We start from the raw sequence: 22,973 nt of genomic DNA on the forward strand, positions 1-22,973 counted from the left end.
TATATTTCACAACATAAATAAAATCGTTAAGTTCCTGATGGTTCAGTTTTTTTTTGTGAACAAGATCTACCTTTGATTTAAAAGCAAGCTATTTCGCCGCAAATGTACCGACTAGTGATATGTGCTACTATCCTCGCTCCGTTATGTAGGTCACAGTATGCTAACTACTAAAATTCAAAAATCCATTCGCACCAGTTATCAAAACCTCCAAGATCAGCTGGACAACTTTGTACCTCGACGTGCTCAAAATTACCTTGTTGCAGAAATAGCTAAGACACTTTGTGGTCAATACCACAAAAGTAATCGCATGATTGTGGCTGAAGCGGGAACAGGAATCGGGAAATCACTCGCCTATCTCATGGCAACAATTCCTGTCGCTGTGCTAAATAATCGAAAAATCATCATTTCGACAGCTACGGTTGCCCTACAAGAACAACTCGTCAATAAAGATCTCCCTCTATATAGAAGACTGACTGATCGAGAATTTTCTTTCATATTAGCGAAGGGCAGACAGCGTTATTGTTGCTCCGAGAAGTTAGCCGCTGCTTGTGGGCTTGATGGTGGACAAATTGATGGCGGACAAATGGCAATGTTCGAATCCAAGCCAAAGAAGAAAGACATCGACCAACTTCAAACTATGTATCGAAGCCTAACCCAAGGTAAATGGGATGGTGACCGTGATTCGTGGCCAAAGCCAATCGACAATATGATTTGGCTGATGATTGTCAGTGATAAGCATAGCTGTAACAACAGTATGCCGACTCATCGAGACTGCCCTTTCCAAAAAGCACGCTCGGAGCTGGATAAAGCAGACGTGATTATCGCCAATCACAGTTTAGTGATGGCTGATGCCGACCTTGGTGGCGGCGTGATACTGCCCGAACCAGAAAATAGCATCTATATATTTGACGAGGCTCACCACTTACCACACGTAGCGAGAGATCACTCTTCTGCAGCGGCGAGCTTAAAGGGTGCCGCTTCATGGTTAGAGCGTTTGAATCAATCAATCACCAAGCTTTCGGGCTTGGCGGATGAAAAGCGAGTGGGTCGATTCAGAAATGAATTGCAGGATTCTGTACAACAGCTGATTCCTACTCTTACTCAAATGAGCAAACAGTTTGATGCTAACCACTTTGAAGACGGCTTGTATCGCTTCGAGCATGGCGACTTACCTGATTGGCTAGAGAATGAATCTAAAGATCTCAAGCAACTCACACAAAAGGCGAGCCAAGCCGTTGCGAAGATTGCAGACTTGATTGCAGAGCGAGTTAAAGACGGAGAGCTTTCTGCAAAACTGGCAGAGCCTGCGCTTGCAGAAATTGGTTTCTATATACAAAGGACAGAAAACCTTGCTCAGGTTTGGCGCTTAATGGCTGAGCCTAAACGCGAAAAAGGAGCGCCTTTAGCGCGTTGGCTTGAACTGAATAAAGAAAGTGAAGGCGATTTCGTTGTGAATGTTTCGCCACTAGAGGTGGGTTGGCAACTGGACCAACAGATCTGGAGTCGTTGTGTTGGTGCAGTACTCGTCTCTGCGACAATGAGAGCACTTAACTCCTTCAACTTTTTCTGCCATCAAGCTGGTATCAGTCAAAAAGCCGAAGACGGTGTACAATTTCTTGCTTTGGCATCGCCGTTTGATTATCAGAACCAAGCTGAGCTGGTTGTTCCTGCAATGAAGTACGAACCACAAGCACCTCAGTTTACTGAATATCTTATTGAAATATTGCCTAAGGTAATAGAAGACAACAAAGCCAATCTCGTTTTATTCTCTTCTTACTGGCAAATGAATAAAGTTGCAGAAGCTTTAGCAACAGATTTCGTTAAAAAGTCGTGGGCATTGCAGGTTCAAGGTGATACTTCACGAACCGAAATCCTAAAAAAACATAAAAAGCTGATAGACCAAGGTAAAACCAGCGTCCTTTTTGGAACGGGTAGCTTTTCTGAAGGTCTTGATCTACCGGGTGAGCTACTTGAAAACCTCGTGATTACCAAGATTCCTTTTGGTGTTCCTACCTCTCCTGTAGAGCGAGCACATTCAGAATATATTGAATCACGCGGCGGTAATCCTTTTATGCAGATTACTGTTCCAGAAGCGAGTAAAAAGCTTATTCAATCTGTGGGTAGATTGCTGCGCAAAGAACGAGATTCTGGTAGAGTCACGATCCTTGATAGACGCATAGTCACGAAGCGATACGGGAAATCCCTACTCGATTCGCTACCGCCTTTTAAAAGAACAATAAAATACTAATTTTACTGCCCTCAAGGTAGTTATGGGCCTGTCATCGCTAGGCCCTTGCATTCACAACCCAACATGACTAATCCATTGATTATTCATGTGGCTGCCCTAACAGCCGATAACGAGAACACTAGCTATTTATGGAAATGATTGAGCCAACCATGTTGGTCATACTTGCCTTGGTTGCATTTGCAGCAGGCTTTATCGATGCTGTCGCTGGTGGCGGAGGGATGTTAACCGTCCCAGCTTTGCTATCGCTTGGTTTACCGCCACACATTGCACTTGGAACTAATAAGCTGGCCGCAACGTTTGCCTCATCAACTGCCGCTTTTACTTACTATCGAAAGAAACTGTTCAAACCTGAATGTTGGACCAATGCATTCATATCGACATTAATAGGTGCAACAATCGGCACCCTGACTGTTGATGCCATTAGTACAGAGTGGTTAGAGAAGGTATTGCCATTAGTTATTCTGGCCGCTGCTGTCTATACCATTTTTCATAAGACTCCGGATGTGAGCCATAATGTGTCTCCTAAACCGTGTCCAGTACTTAAAAGAAAACAAAAGTACCAAGGATTCATTCTTGGCTTTTATGATGGTGTTGCAGGCCCAGGTACTGGCGCGTTTTGGACTGTGAGTTCTATGGCGCTTTATCGCTTAAATATCTTACTGGCTTCTGGTTTGTCTAAAGCGATGAACTTCACTAGCAACTTCACCTCTTTGGTGACCTTTGCGATTCTCGGTCATATTGATTGGGTTCTAGGTTTAACCATGGGGCTTTGTTTGATGGCTGGTGCATTTGTTGGAGCACATTCTGCTATTCGCTTTGGTGCTACATTTATACGACCTGTCTTTGTGACTGTTGTGAGTGTTCTTGCGATTAAACTGGCTTACGAAGCGTGGTTTGTAAACTTATAGCCACCAGCCAATGGGAAGCGAAATGAACCATTTTTCAAATCTTAAAAGTGTACTGGATACCTTAATTGGGCACAGTTCTCAGGTCGACAAAGCCCGTGGTGCTTATCATCAAGCCTTGTTTGACCGAACCTTATTTAAGTGCAGCTCTTCTATTTTAATGCCCTACGCACTTGAAACTCAAGCAACGTACAACACCATTATTCGTGAACAAGCGACAAATCAACTGACCGCATCTCGGGCCAACTACCTGACGGAAAAGCTGACTAACCAGATAGCTGCAATCCAAAGGGAGCTCGCTAACCATGATTTACGCTTAGACCGAAAAAGTAAGTCAGGCAAAAATCTCAACGACCTATACAACGAACTCGCTCAGCACCAAGATTGGCAAAAGCGACTGGTCGATTTAGTACGAGTACGAAAGTTAGCGTTTGATTCTGCGCCTCGCCACAGTAAGAAAAAAGCGGACGAGGCTTGGCAATTAGCAAAAGAACGATTAGAACGCTGTGAAGACTCAATGAAAAATATTGAGAGACTGATTAACTTAGAGAACCCTAAGCGAAATGAACACTGATAACACATCATCACCACTGGATAATGCGCCAGAAGAAGTTAAGTTAGCTGTCGACCTGATCTATCTGCTCGAAAGCAACGAAATCGACCCAAAAGTGGCGTTAGAAGCAATTAAGATTGTCCAACAAGATTTACAAGCCAAACTAGCATCTAGCATCTAGCATCTAGCATCTAGCATCTAGCATCTAGCATCTAGCATCTAGCATCTAGCATAAAAACATACAGGATTCACATGTACCAACTTAGCTTTTCTATGCCCGAATTTCTTGAAAACTACTGGCATAAAAAACCAACCATCTTAAAAGGTGGCTTCCAAAACTTCGTCGACCCAATTTCGCCGGAAGAACTTGCTGGTTTATCGATGGAAGAAGAAGTGGATTCTCGCTTTGTCTCTAACCTCGACAACCAATGGACTGCAGAACATGGTCCATTCTCCGAAGAGAAATTTGGCGAGCTAACTGAAACACATTGGCAATTGATCGTTCAAGCAGCGAACCACTGGCACCAAGGTGCAAATCAGCTGACTGAAGCGTTCCAAGCCTTACCAAACTGGTTATTCGACGACCTAATGATCTGCTACTCAGCACCAGAAGGTGGCGTTGGCCCCCATATTGATCAATACGATGTATTCATCATTCAAGGTCAAGGTAAACGCCAGTGGAAAGTTGGCGCAAAAGATGTGGGCCAATACAAAGAGACCGTTCAAGCTTCTGCACTTCGTCAAATCGAAGGTTTTGAACCGATCATTGATGAAACCTTAGAGCCGGGCGATATCCTTTATATCCCACCGGGTTTCCCGCATGAAGGCAACACGTTAGAGCCGTCAATGAGCTACTCTATTGGCTATCGCTCCCCTAAAGAACAAGAGCTAATCAGCAACTTCGCCGATTTTGTACTTGCTCATGATATGGGTGACGTTCATCTTCACGATCCAGAATTCAAAACGCAAGATGGTTACGGCAAGATTCGTTCATCGGATTTAAGCAATCTAACTGACATGTTGAAATCTGCACTAGAGCGACCTGAAACCATCAGCGAATTCATGGGATGTTTGCTAAGCCAATCACGCCACCAGCTTGATATCGTAGCTCCTGAGCCATTATGGACAGAAGAAGAGATCGCTCAGCACTTAGAGTCAGAAGGCGAGATCCACCGCGTGTCTGGCTTAAAAGCGCTCTACCACGAGAATGAAACCAACACGGCTTACATCAATGGTGAAGTGGTCAAGGTTGAAGAAGCAGATTCGTCACTACTAAACGTACTTTGTGACGACGAGGTGATTAATTCAGCAACCAATCTTTCTCCTTCAGGTGTAACAGTCGTGACTGAATTAGTAAACAAAGGTTACTGGTTTATCGAAGACTAACTTGGTTAATTGGTTTCGGTGGATATCATCGAGATCTAAAACCTTAGAACCTTAGAAAAACAGAAAAGGGACAAATGAAATCTTCATTTGTCCCTTTTTCGATTCAACCGTTAGCTAGCCTTATACTGCTAAGTCTTAAACAGCTAAACCTTAAACTACTAGACCTTGAATTGATTCACCAATTTCTGTTGCTGTTGAGATAGTTGCTCGATTTCGCTGCCCACTTGCTCAGAAGCTGCGGCTTGCTCCAAGATCTTCGCACTTAAGTCGCGAATGTTAACCACACTTTGATTCACTTCACCGGAAACCGATTGCTGCTCTTCTGCTGCTCTCACTATCTGGCTATTCATATCGCTGATCTCTTCAATTGAAGTGAAAATCGAACCAAGATCTTCAACTGCATTTTGAACATGTAACGCAGTATCGTTGGCTAAGATATTACCTTCTTGTATCGCTTCGACAACATCTTGAGTTCCAGCATGAACCTTGTCGATCACCGCTCTGATTTCACCAACCGATGATTGTGTACGACTTGCTAAGTTTCTTACCTCATCAGCTACAACAGCAAAACCTCGTCCTTGCTCACCCGCCCTCGCCGCTTCAATCGCCGCATTCAATGCTAGTAAGTTGGTTTGCTCAGAGATCCCTTCAATAACACTTAAGATTTCGGTGATGTTACCGTTATTTTTAGCTAACTCTTCAACAATAGGAACAGCGCTCGACATACGCTCCACCAGCTTTCTCATTTCTCCAGCTGAGAGTTCGATGACTTGTTGCCCTTGTCGAGCAGAACGGTTCGCTTCACAAGCAGCATCAACTGCAACTTCTGCATTTTGTACCACTAAGCCAGCAGTCTGAGTCATCTCTTCTGCGGCTGTTGCCACTAGGTCAACTTCTTTAAATTGAGATTCACTGCTTTCACGTGTACTTGATGCTGATGCCTTAGCTTGGCTTGTCGTACTCGCTACTTGCTCAGTGGTTTGAATCACTTCTTTAATCGTGTGCTGAAGCTTGTCTAAGAACAGGTTAAACCCTTGTGATAACTGACCAATTTCGTCTTGAGATTTCACTTCCAAACGCTGAGTCAAATCACCTTCACCAGAAGCGATATCATTGAGCCTTTCGACTACCTGTCGGATAGGCTTAACAATAGACAATGAAGAAAACGCGATAATAGCTAAACCAAAAAGAATAAAGATGACGCCTGCAATCACTTCCGTTTGGATGCCTTCGCTTACTTTAGTACTAATGATTGAATCCAATCGGTTAGCATCGGCAACCACACTCTCTCGCGGGATCTCAAACAGCACGCCCCAAGTTTGGTTTGCCGCGGTAACAGGAGCAAATGCGAGTAACCACTCACCATTCTCACTCCATTGAGTCGTCACTTCACCACCGAAAATAAAGTCAGTCATTAAATCACTGTTGGTATTGTCACTTTGAAAGACCGAGCCGACTGCAATACTTGAGTCATCTGAAGCAATAACCGAACCGTCTAGGCTGACAACATAAACGGCACCAGCGCCATCAAATAAGCTTTGATCTGATTGCGTGACCACACTGGTCAAGCCATCTAACCTTAGGTCAATACCCAAGAAGCCAATAGCAACATCATCAACTAAGATAGGTACTGAAATTGAAGAGGTAAGTAATGCAGTACCACCGCTGTTCACGACTCGTGGAGTACTAATACACGTTTGCCCTGAAGACAAAGGACAATAAAAGCGTTCGCTATTGCTATCATCGCTCAAGATAGGTTCTGACAGAACGTTCGCTAGAACATTTTCGCCATTATCCGCCACCTTCCAATAAGGAGCAAAACGACCTTTTTCATTAGATCCAACATAGTCCGCATCGACATAATTCGCATCTTCACCATCAAGTAAATCAGGTTGGAAAACTAAATATGCACCTTGAATAGAATCAAAGTTCAAAACTGAGCGACGAACCATTTCATCTAACGCAGTACGAAGCTCTTCACTTGGGGTAAAGTTTTCATCCGCATTGTTCTTTAGAAACTGAGCACTGGCTGCTAACATTTCTGCGCGGTAAACCGCTTCGTCTACATAGCGTTGGGTTTCTTGAGCATTAAGCTGAGAAACAGACGCCAGCAACTGCTGAGTTTTATTGATAACTGATTCTGAGCTTTGAGATTTGATGACTTGTTGGTTACTGGTCGCGTTATAGATTGAAAAACCAATAAGAGACAGTGAAGTAATGATTAGACAGCAGCCTGCAAGCAGGGTGATTTTCCACTGTACCGATAGTGAGCGCATTTAATATCCTTATTTAAGCCAAAAGACTTCCATAACCGTAACTACCACATTGAGATGAATTGAAGAGCACAATGTAAATAAGTTTGACGAATAGCTTAGCGGATAATTACAGCACAAATTGCTTACATATAAAACGAAAGTTTACATAAATGTTAATAGGCCGTGTCTTTTGCCTTTTTTCTGTGATTTCAACTAAATGTATTCACGCCATCATGGGCCATGTAACTATTGAACTAACACTTTAGGCATAACCATAGCATCGAAATTTCTAGGAAAAACATTCCCCCTTTTGATCTTTGAGAACACAGTAACTTCGGATTAGTTTTAATAATCCAAACTATAGATTTTTATCTTGATCAACTTCACACTTTTTGATTGCTAACTCGGCATTCAAGATCTAATATCTCGCGCCTAGATTCCCTGAACACTTTATTTATTTGGCTCTCCTCAAAGGAGCGCTAAGGCTTTTTACGTCTTTATTTTTTGGAGAGATACGCAAATGTCCGCCTCGTTTCCATTAGCGAAACTTACCTTTTTAATCGCTATTCTGACTGCTGTAGGTCAAATGACTCAAACGATGTACGTGCCTTCTATCGGTCATATGTCAGGTGAGTTCTTGGTTTCGGCGTCTTCACTCCAAGCTGTGATGGCGTGTTACTTGATCCCTTATGGTCTGTCGCAATTTGTCTACGGTCCACTTTCTGATCGCCTAGGTCGTAAACCGATCATCGTGATTGGTTTGATCATCTACATCATCGGCACTCTGGTGGCATTGTTCGCTCACGAGTATGAATGGTTCTTAGCGGGTAGCTTTATCCAAGGTTTGGGTATCGGTTGTGGCGGTGCGATGTCTCGTACATTGACTCGCGACTGTTTTGAAGGCGCAGAACTGCACCGTGCAAACAGCTTAATTAGCATGTGTGTGATTTTCTCACCATTGATGGCTCCTGTATTGGGTGGTTACCTAACAGAAGCTTTCGGCTGGCGTTCTAGCTACTTGTTCCTTGCGCTGTTTGGTATCGCCGTTGTGATTACCATGATGACGAGCATGATGGAAACACTGCCGAAAGAACGACGCAAACATGAATCAGTTGCCAACAGCTACAAATTCGTTCTGTCTGACAAACGTTTCCAAGGTTTCTTATTGGTATTAGTCGCAACCTTTGCTGGTGTAGCCGTATTTGAAGCAGCGGCAGGTGTGTTGCTTGGCGGCGTACTTGGCTTACCTGCAACCACAGTAAGCTTGTTGTTTGTCTTACCCATTCCAGGTTACTTAATCGGTGCAGGCCTATCTAGTTACATCGCACAACGTCGCAGTGAGCGCCGTGTACTGAATGTTGGTCTAGTTGCTATCTTGGTAGGCTCAACAGTGGTATTGATACCGGGTCTATTCGGTCAAACAACAGCATTAACTTTGATTGGCGGTGCAACGATTTACTTCTTAGGCGCTGGTATCTTATTTCCAGCAGCAACAACGGGAGCGCTTTCGCCATTCCCATTCCACGCAGGTACAGGGGGCGCGATCCTCGGTGGTATGCAAAATCTAGGTGCTGGCATCGCAACACTATTGGCATCGTTCTTCCCTGCTCAAGACCAACTGCCACTCGGTTGCTTGATGATTGCAATGTCATTCATCGCCATGCTTGGTTTACGTTGGGTTAATCGTAAACCTGACCATTCAAACGAAATGCCACTGGCTATCTAAAGTAAAACTCGAACCCAGCCCAAACAACGAAGAGGGACATACTGAAAAGCGTGTCCCTTTTTTGTTTCGCATTTATTCCTTCCACTCTCACGTATCAGCAATTTCATTTAACATTACTTTGATTTTTTGAAAACAATAACAGACACTTACGCTGAAAGTGCATATCCAGAATCCAATTATAAATAACATCACTGGAAGAAACCTAACCAACAAAGGATGCTGGCATTAAAACGAGTAAGGTGCACACTAAGGATATACAGATGCGTATCGCTTTAACCACATTAGCCGTATCAATAGCGCTTGTCGCCGGATGCAGCAATCAAGGAATAACAACCATGAACCACTACTCTCCATCGCAACTTGTCGCCCAGCAAACACAAGCTCCTGTTGCTAAGAAAGTCCCTCATGCAATGACGATTCATGGCGATACCCGAATCGACGATTACTACTGGATGCGCGATGATGAACGCCAAGACCCAGAGATCTTGAAACAACTTGAGCAAGAGAATCAGTACGCAGATACGGTGCTTAAACATACAGAAGCGGCACAAAAACAATTATTTGAAGAGATCAAAGGGCGAATCGCAAAAGACGACAATTCAGTACCGGTTCGCAAAGGCAGCTACTTCTATTCGAATGAAGTCACAGGTGACAACGAATACCCCGTTCACTTACGTGCAAAAGACTTTGCAGGCGCAGACAAGCAAATCATTTTAGACGTTAACGCACTGGCAAAAGAACATGAATTCTTCAGTGTTGGTGGCTTGACGATCAGTCCAAACGAAAACTTGTTGGCCTATGGCGAAGATACGCTTAGCCGCCGGATCTACACCATCAAGATTAAAGACCTCACGACAGGTGAATATCTGAAAGATGAAATTGAAGGTGCCTCGAGTGCAATTGCATGGCAAAACGACAACCAAGCCTTCTACTACATCAAGAAAGATCCACAAACATTGCTGGGTTACCAAGTTTTACGACATGTATTGGGCACATCTCAGACAAGCGATGAGCTAATCTACGAAGAAACCGACAGCGCTTACTACACCTCTTTGAGTAAAAGCAAAGATGGTGAACAGGTCTACATTTGGCACTCGAGCACTGAAACCAGTGGTGTTTCGATCATTGATGCCAACAACCCAAACGCGAAAGCAGAACCTTTCTACCCACGAGAGGCAGGCATCGAGTACAGCATCGCTAAGCTAGATGATTGGTATTACATCGACACCAACTACCAAGCCGTCAACTTCCGTTTAATGAAAGTAAACACGGCAGACATGCATGACCGTTCAAAATGGGTCGACGTCATCCCAGCAGACGACGACACTCAACTTGTCGATTTCGAACTGTTTGATGACCATCTTGTTTACGAGCAACGTGTGAATGGCTTGTCTACAGTGAAAGTTCGCCAACTCTCAACAGGCAACGAGTTCCCACTTGAATTTAACGACACCGCATTTGCCGCTTACCTAACGAGTAACTATGAATTAGATAACTCAAAAGTTCGTGTCTATTACAGCAGCTTAACTACGCCAGGTACTTACTATGATTTCGATCTAAGTACAGGTGAATCTGAGCTAATGAAGCAAACACCCGTATTAGGTGATTTCGAAGCGAATAACTACCAATCAGAGCGAATCATGGTAACGGCTCGCGATGGTAATCAAGTTCCTGTCTCTTTAGTTTATCGTAAAAATTTATTCAAGAAAGACGGCACTAACCCTATCTATCAATACGGCTACGGCTCTTACGGCCACACAATCGAACCAACCTTTGGATCGGCTCGCCTCAGCTTACTTGATCGCGGATTCGTTTATGCTATCGCACATATCCGTGGTTCAGAAATGCTTGGTCGCCCTTGGTATGAAGATGGCAAGAAACTGACCAAACAAAACACGTTCAACGACTTTATTGATGTAACCAAAGGGCTTGTTGAAGAAGGTTACGGCGCTAAAGATAAAGTATTTGCGGTAGGCGGGTCTGCTGGCGGCCTATTGATGGGCGCAATCATCAACCAAGCACCAGAACTTTACCGTGGTATTGGTGCACATGTTCCGTTTGTAGACGTGGTGACGACTATGCTTGATGAATCGATTCCTCTCACCACCAACGAGTATGACGAATGGGGCAACCCCAACGATAAAATCTACTACGATTACATGCTAGGTTACTCGCCATATGACAATGTGAAAGTTCAAAGCTACCCGAACATGTTAGTAACAACAGGCCTGCATGACTCACAAGTACAATACTTTGAACCCATGAAGTGGGTGGTGAAGCTGCGTGAGATGAAAACAGACAACAACGTGCTGCTGTTCAAAACCGATATGGAAGCTGGTCACGGCGGGGCTTCTGGTCGCTTCAAAAGATTGAAAGAAGACGCACTTGAATACGCGTTCTTTTTAGACTTACTAAAAACTCAGTAGACTCAGCGTAACTGTAGGTATTCACACAATTTAACGTCGCCATTTAGTCTTTATAAAGTGGCGACAGAAATTATTAAGCATGGTTAAATACCATTAACCATGAAATCCACCAAATCAACAAACCCTTGATAAACAAGCAAGCACAAGGGTTTACGAGAGGTATAAAAACAAATGAAAGTCATTAGCTTCAACATAAATGGCCTTAGAGCCCGCCTTCACCAACTGCAAGCGATTATCGACAAACACCAACCTGACGTAATTGGTCTTCAAGAAATTAAAGTCCACGATGAAGCCTTTCCGCTCGCTGATGTTGAAGCGATGGGTTACAAGGTTTACTTCCACGGCCAAAAAGCGCACTACGGTGTGGCTATGCTTTGTAAGCAAGAGCCAATTTCTGTACAGAAAGGCTTTCCTACAGACAATGAAGACCATCAAAAGCGCATGATCATGGCGACGTTTGAAGATGAAAATGGTGAGAAGGTCACTGTGCTAAATGGTTACTTCCCTCAAGGCGACAACATTAAGCATGAAACCAAATACCCGTACAAGCGTGAGTTCTACAAAGACTTAATGACGTACCTGAACGATTACCACAACAAAGATGAACAAGTGATCGTAATGGGCGACATTAATATCAGCCCTACCGATATTGATATCGGTATTGGTGAACCTAATGCGAAACGTTGGTTGAAAACAGGTAAGTGTTCTTTCCAACCAGAAGAGCGCGCATGGTTGAAAACACTGATGGATTGGGGTTTTGTGGACAGCTTCCGTTTACTACACCCTGAAGTGAACGATCAATACTCGTGGTTTGATTACCGCTCAAAAGGCTTCGTAGACAACCGTGGTCTGCGTATTGATGTGGTCCTAGCAACTCAAAAGCTTGCTGACAAATGTACTGAAGCGGGCATCGACTACGAGCTACGCGGTATTGAAAAACCATCAGACCACGCTCCGATTTGGTCGACGTTTAAGTAACGAGTAAATTGGTTATTATCAATTAAAAACGGCGCTATAGAAGCGCCGTTTTTTAACTATGATTTGTAACGTGTGATTAGCTAAGTGGTCTTAAGTAAGCTAGAAAACGTTTCTCTGCGAATTTAAAAATCGCAATAATAATAAACGTTAGCCCCATATAGAACAGGCCTGCCGTTAGGAACGATTCAAATGGTGCGTAGTAACGTGAGTTAACCAAACGGGCAGCACCCGTTAGATCCATAATGGTTACGATACCTGCTACCGCTGAGCCATGAAGCATAAAAATAACCTCATTACTGTAAGCCGGTAATGCTCGACGTAAAGCACTTGGAAGAATGATGCGGCGGTATGTCTTGGGTGTGCTCATACCATAAGCTTTTGCTGCTTCAACCTCACCTTTAGGCAAGCCGTTGATAGCACCACGAATGATTTCTGCTGTGTATGCCGATGTGTTAAGAATGAATGCCACCAAAGCACAAAACCACGCATTTTCCCATAGTGTATCTTTTACCGGGAAGAACTGATCCATTCCGTAGTAAATCAGGTACAACTGCACCAATAATGGCGTACCACGGAAGAAATAGATGAACGACCAAGCAGGAGCGTTAATCAGCATATTTGGACTGTTACGAGCAATAGCTAATGGTATGGCTACACATAAGCCAATGATCAAAGCGACGCAAACCATCCAAGCCGTTGTCCATAAACCACTAAGGTAAATCGGCAGGCTTTCAATTATCAATGAAAAGTCCATAACTACCTCGCGTGGATACTGAATTTACGTTCAACCAACTTAAGCAAGCCCGTCGAAACACTGGTGAAGAATAGGAAAATAAGTGCCACTGTCATATAAAAGGTAAATGGCATTTTGGTTGAGCCTGCAGCCAACGCGCTAACACGTACCATGTCTTCTAGGCCAATAATCGAAACCAACGCGGTGGTCTTAAGTAGAACCAACCAGTTGTTACCAAAACCCGGCAGTGCGTGACGAATCATTTGAGGTAGTAAAATACGGCGGAACGCTAAAACGGGCCCCATGCCGTAGGCCTTTGCCGCTTCCATCTCACCGCTGTCGACAGCCATGATTGCACCACGGAAAGTTTCAGCCATGTAAGCGCCAAAGATGAAGCCAATGGTTAATACACCAGCAATAAATGGGCTGACATCAATATAATCTGGTAGGTAAGCGGTCCACTCGTGGTTAGGATCACTTGATGTGAACCACTCATTGAGCCACTCATTGATGGAATACAAACTGTTGTTTAAAAGGATTTGTCCACCAAAGAAAATCAGCATCATCAATACGAGATCGGGGATGCCTCGAATGACGGTTGTGTAGAGGGTTGCAATTGCACGAGCCCAGCGATAAGGCGCAAGTTTTGCTAAGGCACCTAGCATACCAAGAACCATAGCTAAAATTAGCGACAGCAAGGCAACTTCGATTGTAAGCACCGCCCCTTTCAGGATCGAAGCTTCATATCCTTGTAAATCAAACATAATGAATTCCAACAGAACTGCGAAAAAGTTGGTAAGACAGGGAGAGGAGAACCTCTCCCTTAAGAATTGACGCTAGATATTACTGACCGTATACGTCGTAGTTGAAGTATTTAGCCGCGATATCTTGGTAGATGCCTTTTTCACGTAGTGAAAGGATTGCCGCATCTAATTGCTTAGTCAGATCTTTGTCTTGCTTACGTAGAGCAATACCAAAACCATCGCCGAACCATTTAGGATCTGTTAATGATGGACCAACAAACTCGTAGTCTTCACCACCCGCTTTGTTTAGTACGCCTTCTTCTAGAGCAGATGCATCACCCAGTACAGCAGCTACGCGACCGTTAGCTAGATCAAGGTAAGCTTCATCGAATGAACCGTAACGAACGATTTCTACTGTGTCGCCATAGTTATCTGTTAGGTACTTATCGTGAGTTGTTGCACGTTGAACGGCAATTTTTTGACCGCTTAGATCATCGAAGTTAAGGCCTGCACCTTTTTTAGCGATGAACTTGTTTGGGATAAGTGCGTATTTACCAGTGAAGTCGATCTTTTTCTTACGCTCTTCCGTGATAGACATTGCCGCGATGATCGCATCATATTTACGAGCAAGTAGAGAAGGAATAATGCCATCCCAATCTTGTGCAACGATCTTACACTGCACCTGCATTTCAGTACAAAGCGCGTTAGCCATATCAACATCGAAGCCTTTTAGTGAACCGTCAGCTTCTGTCCAGCTAAATGGAGGGTAAGCACCTTCAATACCGAAACGTACTGTTTTCCATTCTTTTGCTTGAGCTACGCCCGTTGCAGCAGTTGCAGCAAGTGCCGCGACTAATAACCACTTTTTCATATCCCTACTCCTGTGATTTAGGTTTTTATGTTTTGCTAATTTTAATATTGTGTTTGTTGTTACTTATTAACTTACTTGTTGTGCTTTATTGTTCATACCGTCGCCATTTTCCTTAGCGGCGGTATTTCAATTCTGATTAGTAAATCGATGAGATAAATTGTTGTAAACGCTCAGATTCAGGTTCAGTAAACAGTTTAGCTGGATCGCCCTGTTCTTCCACTAGACCTTGATGCAAGAACATCACATGATTTGATACGTCGCGTGCGAAAGCCATTTCGTGTGTTACCACAAGCATGGTTCTGCCCTCTTCTGCTAGATCGCGCATTACACCAAGCACTTCGCCTACTAACTCAGGGTCTAATGCCGATGTTGGTTCATCAAACAGCATAACTTCAGGATCAACCGCTAGCGCTCGCGCAATAGCAGCACGCTGTTGTTGTCCGCCAGACAAATGACCTGGGTAGTAATCTTTACGCTCATACAGACCGACTTTCTTCAGTAGTAACTCTGCATTTTCAATCGCTTGTGCTTTAGGTACACCTAGGACGTGAACAGGCGCTTCGATAACATTTTCGAGAACGGTCAGGTGAGACCACAGATTGAAACCCTGAAAAACCATCGCTAGGCGAGAACGGATTCGCTGTACTTGTTTTTCATTGGCAGGAACTGAAACACCTTGGCGGTTGTTTTTCATTTGAATTAATTCGCCATTAACCCAAATTTCGCCGGCGGTAGGTGTCTCTAAAAGGTTGATACATCTAAGGAAAGTACTTTTACCCGACCCAGAAGATCCGATAATCGAGACTACATCGCCTTTATGCGCAGAAAGTGAAATTCCCTTTAAAACTTCATTTTGACCAAACGTTTTGTGTAGATCCTTTATGTCCAGCGCTGGTACATCTTTCATGCGCTTTCTCTCCCAAGTTTGTGAAAATGCAAGGTACTCCGACCTTTTCATGCGATACAAACTAGCACCACACGGAATAACATGCAACAAATTATTAACCTAATAATTTGGAATAAATAGCGATTCACTCTGACTTATTATGCAAAAGGTAGCGTTTTCACCTCAATTTAATGAATGAGTTCTATCAATAAGTCGTAATTACCACTCTTACATTGTTTAAATAAAGTTAATCAAAATGAGATTCTCGTAGCCTGATAGCTCACAAGAAAAACACGTTTTGTGAACTTAGAAACATCGCTGTCGAAAACATGCAACCAGAGCATTCAACACATCCCTTCTATCAATCACTGTTCTGTTTGAAGTCATTACATGGTAAGTATTTCAAGAGGAATGGATGACAATCGAATAATAGTGAAATAACTCAGTTGGCGTTGAGAATTCAGCTAATGCCATAACGGGAGAGGCTCAAAGAAGATTGGAAAACGTCAGTTTGTGAAAACAAATTACACTTTTTATCAACGGTACGTTAATGAATCGCTGCGTTTTGTAGCTTTCTTTCACATACACTCATAAAGTGATCAAGATCAATCACCCTAAAGGGTAAGCTTGTTAGACTCCTCAATACAAAATAAGGCATTAAAAATGCCAAACATTTCTTTTAACTTAGCTGCATAAAGCACATCAAAACCGTGCAACATAATGTTAATAAGTTATAACTAAGAAATAACGCAATTACGCGAACTTATTTAATTCAATTTTAGAATTACTAACATAAAAATATGAGGAATCTATGTCAGACGTTGTGAATAATGCGAACTCTGAAGTAGAAGAGAAAAGCTATAAAGAGCTACACCGCCCTTCTTCGGAATTTGAGAGCCGCTCAGATTATTTAGATCACGAACTTCAAATCATGAAGCCTCGCCGCTTCGGTTTAAACCTTCCAGGCCGTGATTTCCGTTTTGAACTTGAAGACCTTGTTCCTGCACTTGCTGGTACCATCGGTATCATCGCGATGTACTCAGCAGTAATGATGTCTTGGGCTGATGGCCTAACTCAAGCTTGGGATCACGTAAACCTAGGTAAAGACTTCGCAATTGAAGTTGCTCGTGTAGAAATGCTGATTCCTGCACTGCTGTTCTGTATTCTTGCTTCTGGTTTCTTCAACCCTAAAGCAAACCTTGCCGGTAACCACGGCCCAATGATTCCTCTTATTGGTACCATCGCTCTCGCTGGTGCTCACCCTCTTGCATTGGCAATCCTTATCGGTGTCTTCGGTCTGATCCTAAGTTTCCTAAAAGGCGGCTCCAAGCTGGTTAACCTGACTTCCGAAGGTACCGCTGGCGGCTTGCTCATTTTCTTAGGCCTAACAGGCACCATGAGCCAAATTAACTCGATTCAAGCATGGGCGGTTGGTCTTCAATCTTCTACTGTTGAAGCGGGCAGCATGGGTTACGTTGGTTTGATCGTTCTTGCTATTACGATTGCTATCTACGCTTTCTTAGCAAAAGTGAACAAGCGTTGGTTGGCTATCCCAGTTTGTGCATTCACAGGCCTTGCTATTGCATTAGCACTAGGTGCTGGTTTCGATATCGTATTCGAAACTGAAATGGGCATTCCAAACCTAAACCCAGTTTACTGGTGGGGTTCTACTTCTGAAGGTTGGATGCTTGGCTTGCCAAACGTTGAACACTTCATTGCTTCTTTACCATTCGCAATTCTTGCCGTAGCAATGTGGTCGCCAGATTTCCTAGGTCACCGTATCTTCCAAGAACTGAACTACCCTAAACGTTCTGAAAAAGTTCTGATGGATGTTGATGACACAATGACTATGTGTTCAGTTCGTCAAATGGTGGGTACTGCAGTTGGTGGTGGTAACATCACATCTTCTTGGGGTACTTACATGATCCCAGCAGCAATCGCGAAACGTCCGATTCCTGGCGGCGCAATCTTGCTTGGTTCTCTGTGTATTATTGTTGCGATTCTTGGTTTCCCAATGGACGTAGCTGTATGGCCACCAGTGATGCGTGTTGCGCTGCTTGTAGGTGTATCTCTGCCTCTACTTGAAGCGGGTATGCAAATGGTTAAGGATTCAAAAGATTCTCAAGCAGCTGGTATCTGTATCTTCGGCTCAGCGGTTGTTAACCCAGTATTAGCATGGGCATTGACTATGCTTCTAGATAATAACGGTCTAATTGGTGATAAAGAGCGTGCGAAGCGTCTATCATTTGTAGACAAGATTGTTATCCCAGTTGGCGTTTTAGTTATCTGTTTAGTAGCAATGCTTGCAGTTGGTATGCTAGAAAGTCAATATGGCCTAAAAGCTTGGCTATAATGGTTCTAACTACACAAAAGTAGTATTGGGATTAAAAAAAAGTTTGGGTGGCAACCCCTGCCACCCATTTTTTTTCAACTTTTTTTGGAATTTATTGATTTAGTTTAAGGTTTACAGAAATTTTTTAGCGTAGTCTTGAATACATAGAGTAAAGACAACATATAAAAGGTAGTGACAATATATATAACCATATGATGCGAATATGCTCATATATATTGTTATTAATAAGAGTGTACTACCCTTACGAGGGGCGCTGGCTCAACAGTGTTAATGTACGTATTTTTTCTACTAAAAAGGTAGGTATGTCATGGCAGAGCAATTTGCTAAAGCTTGGGAAGATTTTGCTGCAGGTGAGTGGCAAAGCGAAGTAAACGTTCGTGATTTCATTCAAAAGAACTACACGCCGTATGAAGGCGACGAGTCTTTCCTAGTTTCTGAGGGTACTGAAGCAACTAACAAGCTTTGGTCTTCGGTAATGGAAGGTATCAAACAGGAAAACGCAACTAAAGCACCTGTAGATTTCGATACTTCTGTTATCTCTACCATTACTGCTCACGATGCAGGTTACATTGAGAAAGATCTTGAGACTATCGTTGGTCTACAAACTGAGAAGCCACTAAAACGTGCAATCATCCCTAACGGTGGTGTACGTATGGTTGAAGGTTCTTGTAAAGCATACGGTGAAACTCTTGACCCAATGGTTTCAAAAATCTACTCAGAATACCGCAAAACACACAATGCTGGCGTTTTCGATATCTACACTCCTGATATCCTAAAATGTCGTAAGTCTGGTGTTCTGACTGGTCTTCCTGATGCTTACGGCCGTGGTCGTATCATTGGTGACTACCGTCGTGTTGCACTATACGGTATCAACTTCCTAATGAAAGACAAAGCGGCTCAATTCGCATCTCTACAAGAGCGTTTCGAGAACGGCGAAGATCTTTCTGCAACAATGCAATTGCGTGAAGAGATCTCTGAGCAACATCGTGCTCTAGGTCAAATCAAGCAAATGGCTGAGAAATACGGTTTCGATATCTCTGAGCCAGCTCAAACTGCTCAAGAAGCTATCCAGTGGACTTACTTCGGCTACCTAGCTGCTGTTAAATCTCAAAACGGTGCTGCAATGTCTCTAGGTCGTACTTCGACTTTCCTAGACATCTACCTAGAGCGTGATATCGCTGCTGGCAAAATCACAGAAGACCAAGCACAAGAGATGATCGACCACTTCGTAATGAAGCTGCGTATGGTTCGTTTCCTACGTACTCCTGAGTACGATGAGCTATTCTCTGGCGACCCAATCTGGGCTACAGAGTCTATGGGTGGTATGGGTGTTGATGGTCGTACGCTAGTAACGCGTTCGAACTTCCGTTTCCTTAACTCTCTATACACTATGGGTCCTTCTCCAGAGCCAAACATCACGGTTCTTTGGTCTGAGCAACTGCCTGACGGCTTCAAGCGTTTCTGTGCGAAGGTATCTATCGATACTTCTTCTATCCAGTACGAAAATGATGACCTAATGCGTCCTGATCTTGGTTCTGATGATTACGCAATCGCTTGTTGTGTATCACCAATGATCGTTGGTAAGCAAATGCAGTTCTTCGGCGCTCGTGCTAACCTTGCAAAAACTATGCTTTACGCAATCAACGGCGGCGTTGATGAGAAGCTTAAGATGCAAGTTGGCCCAGTTGGCGACAAGATCACTGACGAAGTACTTAACTACGATGACGTAATGGGTCGCCTAGACACATTCATGGATTGGTTAGCTAAGCAATACGTGACAGCTCTAAACAGCATTCACTTCATGCACGACAAGTACAGCTACGAAGCGTCTCTAATGGCTCTTCATGACCGTGACGTTCGTCGTACTATGGCTTGTGGTATTGCTGGTCTGTCTGTTGCTGCTGACTCACTGTCTGCAATTAAGTTTGCTAAAGTGAAGCCAATCCGTGATGAAGACGGTATCGCAACTGACTTCGAAATCGAAGGCGATTACCCTAAATACGGTAACAACGACTCTCGTGTAGATGACATTGCTTGTGAACTAGTTTCTACGTTCATGAACAAAATCCGTAAGCTTAAGACTTACCGTGATTCAATCCCTACACAGTCAGTTCTTACTATCACGTCTAACGTGGTATACGGTAAGAAGACAGGTAACACTCCAGACGGTCGTCGTGCTGGCGCTCCTTTCGCTCCTGGTGCTAACCCAATGCACGGTCGTGATGAGAAAGGCGCTGTAGCTTCACTAACGTCTGTAGGTAAACTACCGTTTGCTGATGCTCAAGATGGTATCTCTTACACTTTCTCTATCGTGCCAAACGCGCTAGGTAAAGAACAAGACAGCCAACGTGCTAACCTTGCAGGCCTAATGGATGGTTACTTCCACCACGAAGCTGGCATTGAAGGTGGTCAACACCTTAACGTTAACGTTCTTAACCGCGAAACTCTTGAAGACGCAGTTAAGCACCCTGAGAAATACCCTCAGCTAACGATTCGTGTTTCTGGTTACGCTGTACGCTTCAACTCTCTAACTACAGAGCAGCAAGCTGACGTAATCGCACGTACATTTACTGAGTCTCTATAAGCTCACGCTAAATAGACGGTAAATATTATTAGCCTCGCCAATGTGCGGGGCTTTTTTATATCTGCTGTAAATCGCACTGAACTCACCTACCTCCCAAAATGTTAGGTTGAGCAAGAAAGCACCCAATCATTCACTTTTTTTCCACAAATTCACTTAAATTACGGTAATATCTCTGTTCATAATTTAAGAGTAACTGCTCCATGAAATACCTGCGTTGTTTACCCCTGATTCTTCTCTCTTTCTCATCTTTAGCCTCTGAGCGTTCTACGCTGACTTTTGCTTTAGATAACGATGGTATTTTTGGTGTCGACCAAGACTATACCAACGGCTTATTTCTGGGTTACACATCATCAAGTATTACGCCATATAATTGGGTAAAACCATTGAGTCTTTCCTACTGGGGCGCAAGCTCTCTAGACAAGTGGGAAATCACCATTGGCCACAAGATGTATACACCTTCTGACATTGAGTTAGAAACACCGTCGCCTAATGATCGCCCATACGCAGGTTACCTTCACACCGAATTCAACTACATCAGCTTGAACCCACAGCAAGCCCAACGTTTTAACATTACATTTGGCACCACGGGCGAGCGCGCACTTTCAGAAGACGCTCAAAAGCTGGTTCACTCGATCACAAAATCGGATGAGCCTATGGGCTGGGAATATCAAGTTGATGATGAGTGGGCGGGGAGCGTTGGTTACTTAAGTCATTTCAACCTAATGCGTAATCAAGCACTAGCAAATACAGACTTCGAGATCTCTAACGTTTCTGAAATCAACGTGGGCAACTTTAGAAGTGATATCTCGACTGGCTTTATGTTCCGTTGGGGCACTGACTTGGGCGGCAACTTTGGTGCAGCCAACATCACCACGGAAAACCCTTTCAAACCGGGCATGATCGGCGCATCAAACAGCGGTTGGTTTACCTACGCTGGCCTTGAGGGTCGTTATCGATTCAACGACCTAACTATCGAAGGTGATCGCTCAGGCGTTGATGAATACGCAAATAAAGAAGGCCTAGACTCCGCTATCTACGATGTGACTTTAGAGAACATTCAGGCTACTGCTGTGCTTGGTGTGGCTTGGTATAACCAATACGTTGGTGCCTCTTTTGCACTAACAGCAAAAACACCGGATTACGAAGAAGCAAAAGAGTCAGTGTACACCACTGGCGGTATCACAATGTTTGCTTTCTTCTAGCCACCCGTAAGGGCTTTCGTCCTTTACTTTTCAAGTTTAATAAAGGCAATCATCTTCACAGGTGATTGCCTTTATTTTTAAAGGTCTCGTTACCATTTGACCCTATTTTATGTACCGTTTTTGTAATAAAATAAACGGTATAAATTCCTCTACGAGAATAGCTCATGTCTACAACTGGTCGCATTCACTCATTCGAATCTTGTGGTACTGTCGATGGCCCTGGCATCCGCTTCATTGTGTTTCTTCAAGGCTGCTTAATGCGTTGTATGTACTGCCATAACCGCGATACATGGGATCTTCATGACGGAAAGGAAGTAACGGTCGAAGAGATCATCAACGAAGCAAAATCTTACCGTCATTTCATGAAAGCATCGGGCGGTGGTATCACCTGTTCTGGTGGTGAAGCGATGCTACAACCTGAGTTTGTTCGTGACTTTTTCCAAGCGGCGCAAGCTGAAGGTATTCACACTTGTCTTGATACTAATGGCTACATTCGTAAGCACACTGAAGTGGTCGATGAAGTACTAGAAGCCTCTGATCTAGTGATGTTGGATCTTAAACATATGCGAGATGAGATACACCACGATTTCATTGGCGTATCAAACAGACGTACTCTGGATTTTGCACGCTACCTGCACAAAATCGGTAAGAAGACGTGGATTCGTTACGTGATAGTTCCTGGCTACACGGATACGCCTGAAGATGCTCATCTTCTTGGTGAATTCATTAAAGACATGGATAACATCGAGAAAATAGAACTGCTTCCATACCACAAGCTTGGTGCTCATAAATGGGAAGCGCTTGGTTATGACTACCCTCTTGAAGGTACAAATCCGCCAAGCAAAGAGAAAATGGACGAGATTGTTGCTGTTCTAAGCCAGTACCATTCAAACGTAAAGTACTAATACTGCTAAAGTTCGAATAAAGACGGTGCTCAACCTCTATTTAAACGCCTCAATTTCGATTGGGGCGTTTTGTTTTATGGCTCAAACAATCCTTTCACTTTTCTTTACAACTTTTGTTTATCAATTCAAAAAATCATATTAAATCCGTGTTGAGATCATGTTTCCACTCGTAGGAATGCTGTTACTCTTACTGCAACAAAAGAATATAACATTTAGTTT

At 43.5% G+C, this 22,973-nt stretch carries 17 protein-coding genes; 12 read left to right on the forward strand and 5 right to left on the reverse strand.

Annotated elements, in window-relative coordinates; translation table 11 throughout:
* Positions 1 to 157 precede the first annotated feature (157 nt).
* The 5 genes from dinG to M4S28_RS12085 all read left to right on the forward strand — a co-directional run bounded on the left by dinG (position 158) and on the right by M4S28_RS12085 (position 5,092).
* A complete protein-coding gene (gene dinG / locus M4S28_RS12065; protein WP_108149824.1) occupies positions 158 to 2,248 on the forward strand; it encodes an ATP-dependent DNA helicase DinG in 2,091 nt (696 codons plus the stop codon).
* Positions 2,249 to 2,376: 128 nt separating this feature from the next.
* Positions 2,377 to 3,156 (forward strand): sulfite exporter TauE/SafE family protein, encoded by a 780-nt coding sequence (locus M4S28_RS12070; RefSeq protein ID WP_004736543.1) that lies wholly within the window; start codon positions 2,377 to 2,379, stop codon positions 3,154 to 3,156.
* 22 nt (positions 3,157 to 3,178) lie between these two features.
* On the forward strand, positions 3,179 to 3,727 hold the full coding sequence (locus M4S28_RS12075) for a primosomal replication protein (protein WP_029406046.1): 549 nt from the start codon (positions 3,179 to 3,181) through the stop codon (positions 3,725 to 3,727).
* Positions 3,717 to 3,887, forward strand: a complete 171-nt coding sequence (gene rsmS, locus M4S28_RS12080) for a pleiotropic regulatory protein RsmS (protein WP_004736541.1) — start codon at positions 3,717 to 3,719, stop codon at positions 3,885 to 3,887. The genes M4S28_RS12075 and rsmS overlap by 11 nt, the downstream gene beginning before the upstream one ends.
* A 71-nt stretch (positions 3,888 to 3,958) precedes the next feature.
* Positions 3,959 to 5,092, forward strand: coding sequence for a ribosomal protein uL16 3-hydroxylase (locus tag M4S28_RS12085; protein ID WP_249631879.1), 1,134 nt, complete (start codon positions 3,959 to 3,961; stop codon positions 5,090 to 5,092).
* Between the two features lie 158 nt (positions 5,093 to 5,250).
* On the opposite strand, the gene M4S28_RS12090 is transcribed toward M4S28_RS12085, so the two are convergent.
* Positions 5,251 to 7,368 (reverse strand): methyl-accepting chemotaxis protein, encoded by a 2,118-nt coding sequence (locus tag M4S28_RS12090; protein ID WP_017078152.1) that lies wholly within the window; start codon positions 7,366 to 7,368, stop codon positions 5,251 to 5,253.
* A gap of 499 nt (positions 7,369 to 7,867) precedes the next feature.
* On the opposite strand from M4S28_RS12090, the gene emrD reads away from it, so the two are divergent.
* The 3 genes from emrD (at position 7,868) to xthA (ending at position 12,477) form a co-directional block, all read left to right on the forward strand.
* Positions 7,868 to 9,073: a multidrug efflux MFS transporter EmrD gene (emrD, locus tag M4S28_RS12095; RefSeq protein ID WP_029222513.1), complete on the forward strand. Its 1,206-nt coding sequence runs from the start codon at positions 7,868 to 7,870 to the stop codon at positions 9,071 to 9,073.
* A gap of 335 nt (positions 9,074 to 9,408) precedes the next feature.
* A complete protein-coding gene (locus tag M4S28_RS12100) occupies positions 9,409 to 11,499 on the forward strand; it encodes a S9 family peptidase (protein WP_249632735.1) in 2,091 nt (696 codons plus the stop codon).
* Positions 11,500 to 11,670: 171 nt separating this feature from the next.
* Positions 11,671 to 12,477, forward strand: a complete 807-nt coding sequence (gene xthA, locus M4S28_RS12105) for an exodeoxyribonuclease III (protein WP_249631880.1) — start codon at positions 11,671 to 11,673, stop codon at positions 12,475 to 12,477.
* Positions 12,478 to 12,553: 76 nt separating this feature from the next.
* On the opposite strand, the gene M4S28_RS12110 is transcribed toward xthA, so the two are convergent.
* The 4 genes from M4S28_RS12110 to M4S28_RS12125 all read right to left on the reverse strand — a co-directional run bounded on the left by M4S28_RS12110 (position 12,554) and on the right by M4S28_RS12125 (position 15,731).
* Positions 12,554 to 13,231, reverse strand: a complete 678-nt coding sequence (locus M4S28_RS12110) for an ABC transporter permease (RefSeq protein WP_004736535.1) — start codon at positions 13,229 to 13,231, stop codon at positions 12,554 to 12,556.
* A gap of 2 nt (positions 13,232 to 13,233) precedes the next feature.
* Positions 13,234 to 13,974 (reverse strand): ABC transporter permease, encoded by a 741-nt coding sequence (locus M4S28_RS12115; protein ID WP_004736534.1) that lies wholly within the window; start codon positions 13,972 to 13,974, stop codon positions 13,234 to 13,236.
* Between the two features lie 79 nt (positions 13,975 to 14,053).
* Entirely contained in the window at positions 14,054 to 14,824 is a 771-nt protein-coding gene (aotJ, locus tag M4S28_RS12120) for an L-arginine-binding protein AotJ (protein ID WP_017078148.1), read from the reverse strand.
* A gap of 136 nt (positions 14,825 to 14,960) precedes the next feature.
* The gene (locus M4S28_RS12125) at positions 14,961 to 15,731 is read right to left on the reverse strand and encodes an ABC transporter ATP-binding protein (RefSeq protein ID WP_004736532.1); all 771 of its coding nucleotides are present in this window, start codon (positions 15,729 to 15,731) and stop codon (positions 14,961 to 14,963) included.
* Positions 15,732 to 16,521: 790 nt separating this feature from the next.
* On the opposite strand from M4S28_RS12125, the gene M4S28_RS12130 reads away from it, so the two are divergent.
* The 4 genes from M4S28_RS12130 to pflA all read left to right on the forward strand — a co-directional run bounded on the left by M4S28_RS12130 (position 16,522) and on the right by pflA (position 22,754).
* Positions 16,522 to 18,063, forward strand: a complete 1,542-nt coding sequence (locus tag M4S28_RS12130; RefSeq protein WP_017083998.1) for a DUF3360 family protein — start codon at positions 16,522 to 16,524, stop codon at positions 18,061 to 18,063.
* A 307-nt stretch (positions 18,064 to 18,370) separates the two neighbouring features.
* Positions 18,371 to 20,647, forward strand: a complete 2,277-nt coding sequence (gene pflB, locus M4S28_RS12135; protein WP_249631881.1) for a formate C-acetyltransferase — start codon at positions 18,371 to 18,373, stop codon at positions 20,645 to 20,647.
* 200 nt (positions 20,648 to 20,847) lie between these two features.
* Complete coding sequence (locus tag M4S28_RS12140) at positions 20,848 to 21,849, forward strand: lipid A deacylase LpxR family protein (protein ID WP_249631882.1); 1,002 nt, start codon at positions 20,848 to 20,850, stop codon at positions 21,847 to 21,849.
* Positions 21,850 to 22,013: 164 nt separating this feature from the next.
* A complete protein-coding gene (gene pflA, locus M4S28_RS12145) occupies positions 22,014 to 22,754 on the forward strand; it encodes a pyruvate formate lyase 1-activating protein (RefSeq protein ID WP_004736528.1) in 741 nt (246 codons plus the stop codon).
* Positions 22,755 to 22,973: the final 219 nt, after the last annotated feature.

The organism is Vibrio sp. J383 (assembly GCF_023503985.1).
Taxonomy (GTDB): domain Bacteria; phylum Pseudomonadota; class Gammaproteobacteria; order Enterobacterales; family Vibrionaceae; genus Vibrio; species Vibrio splendidus.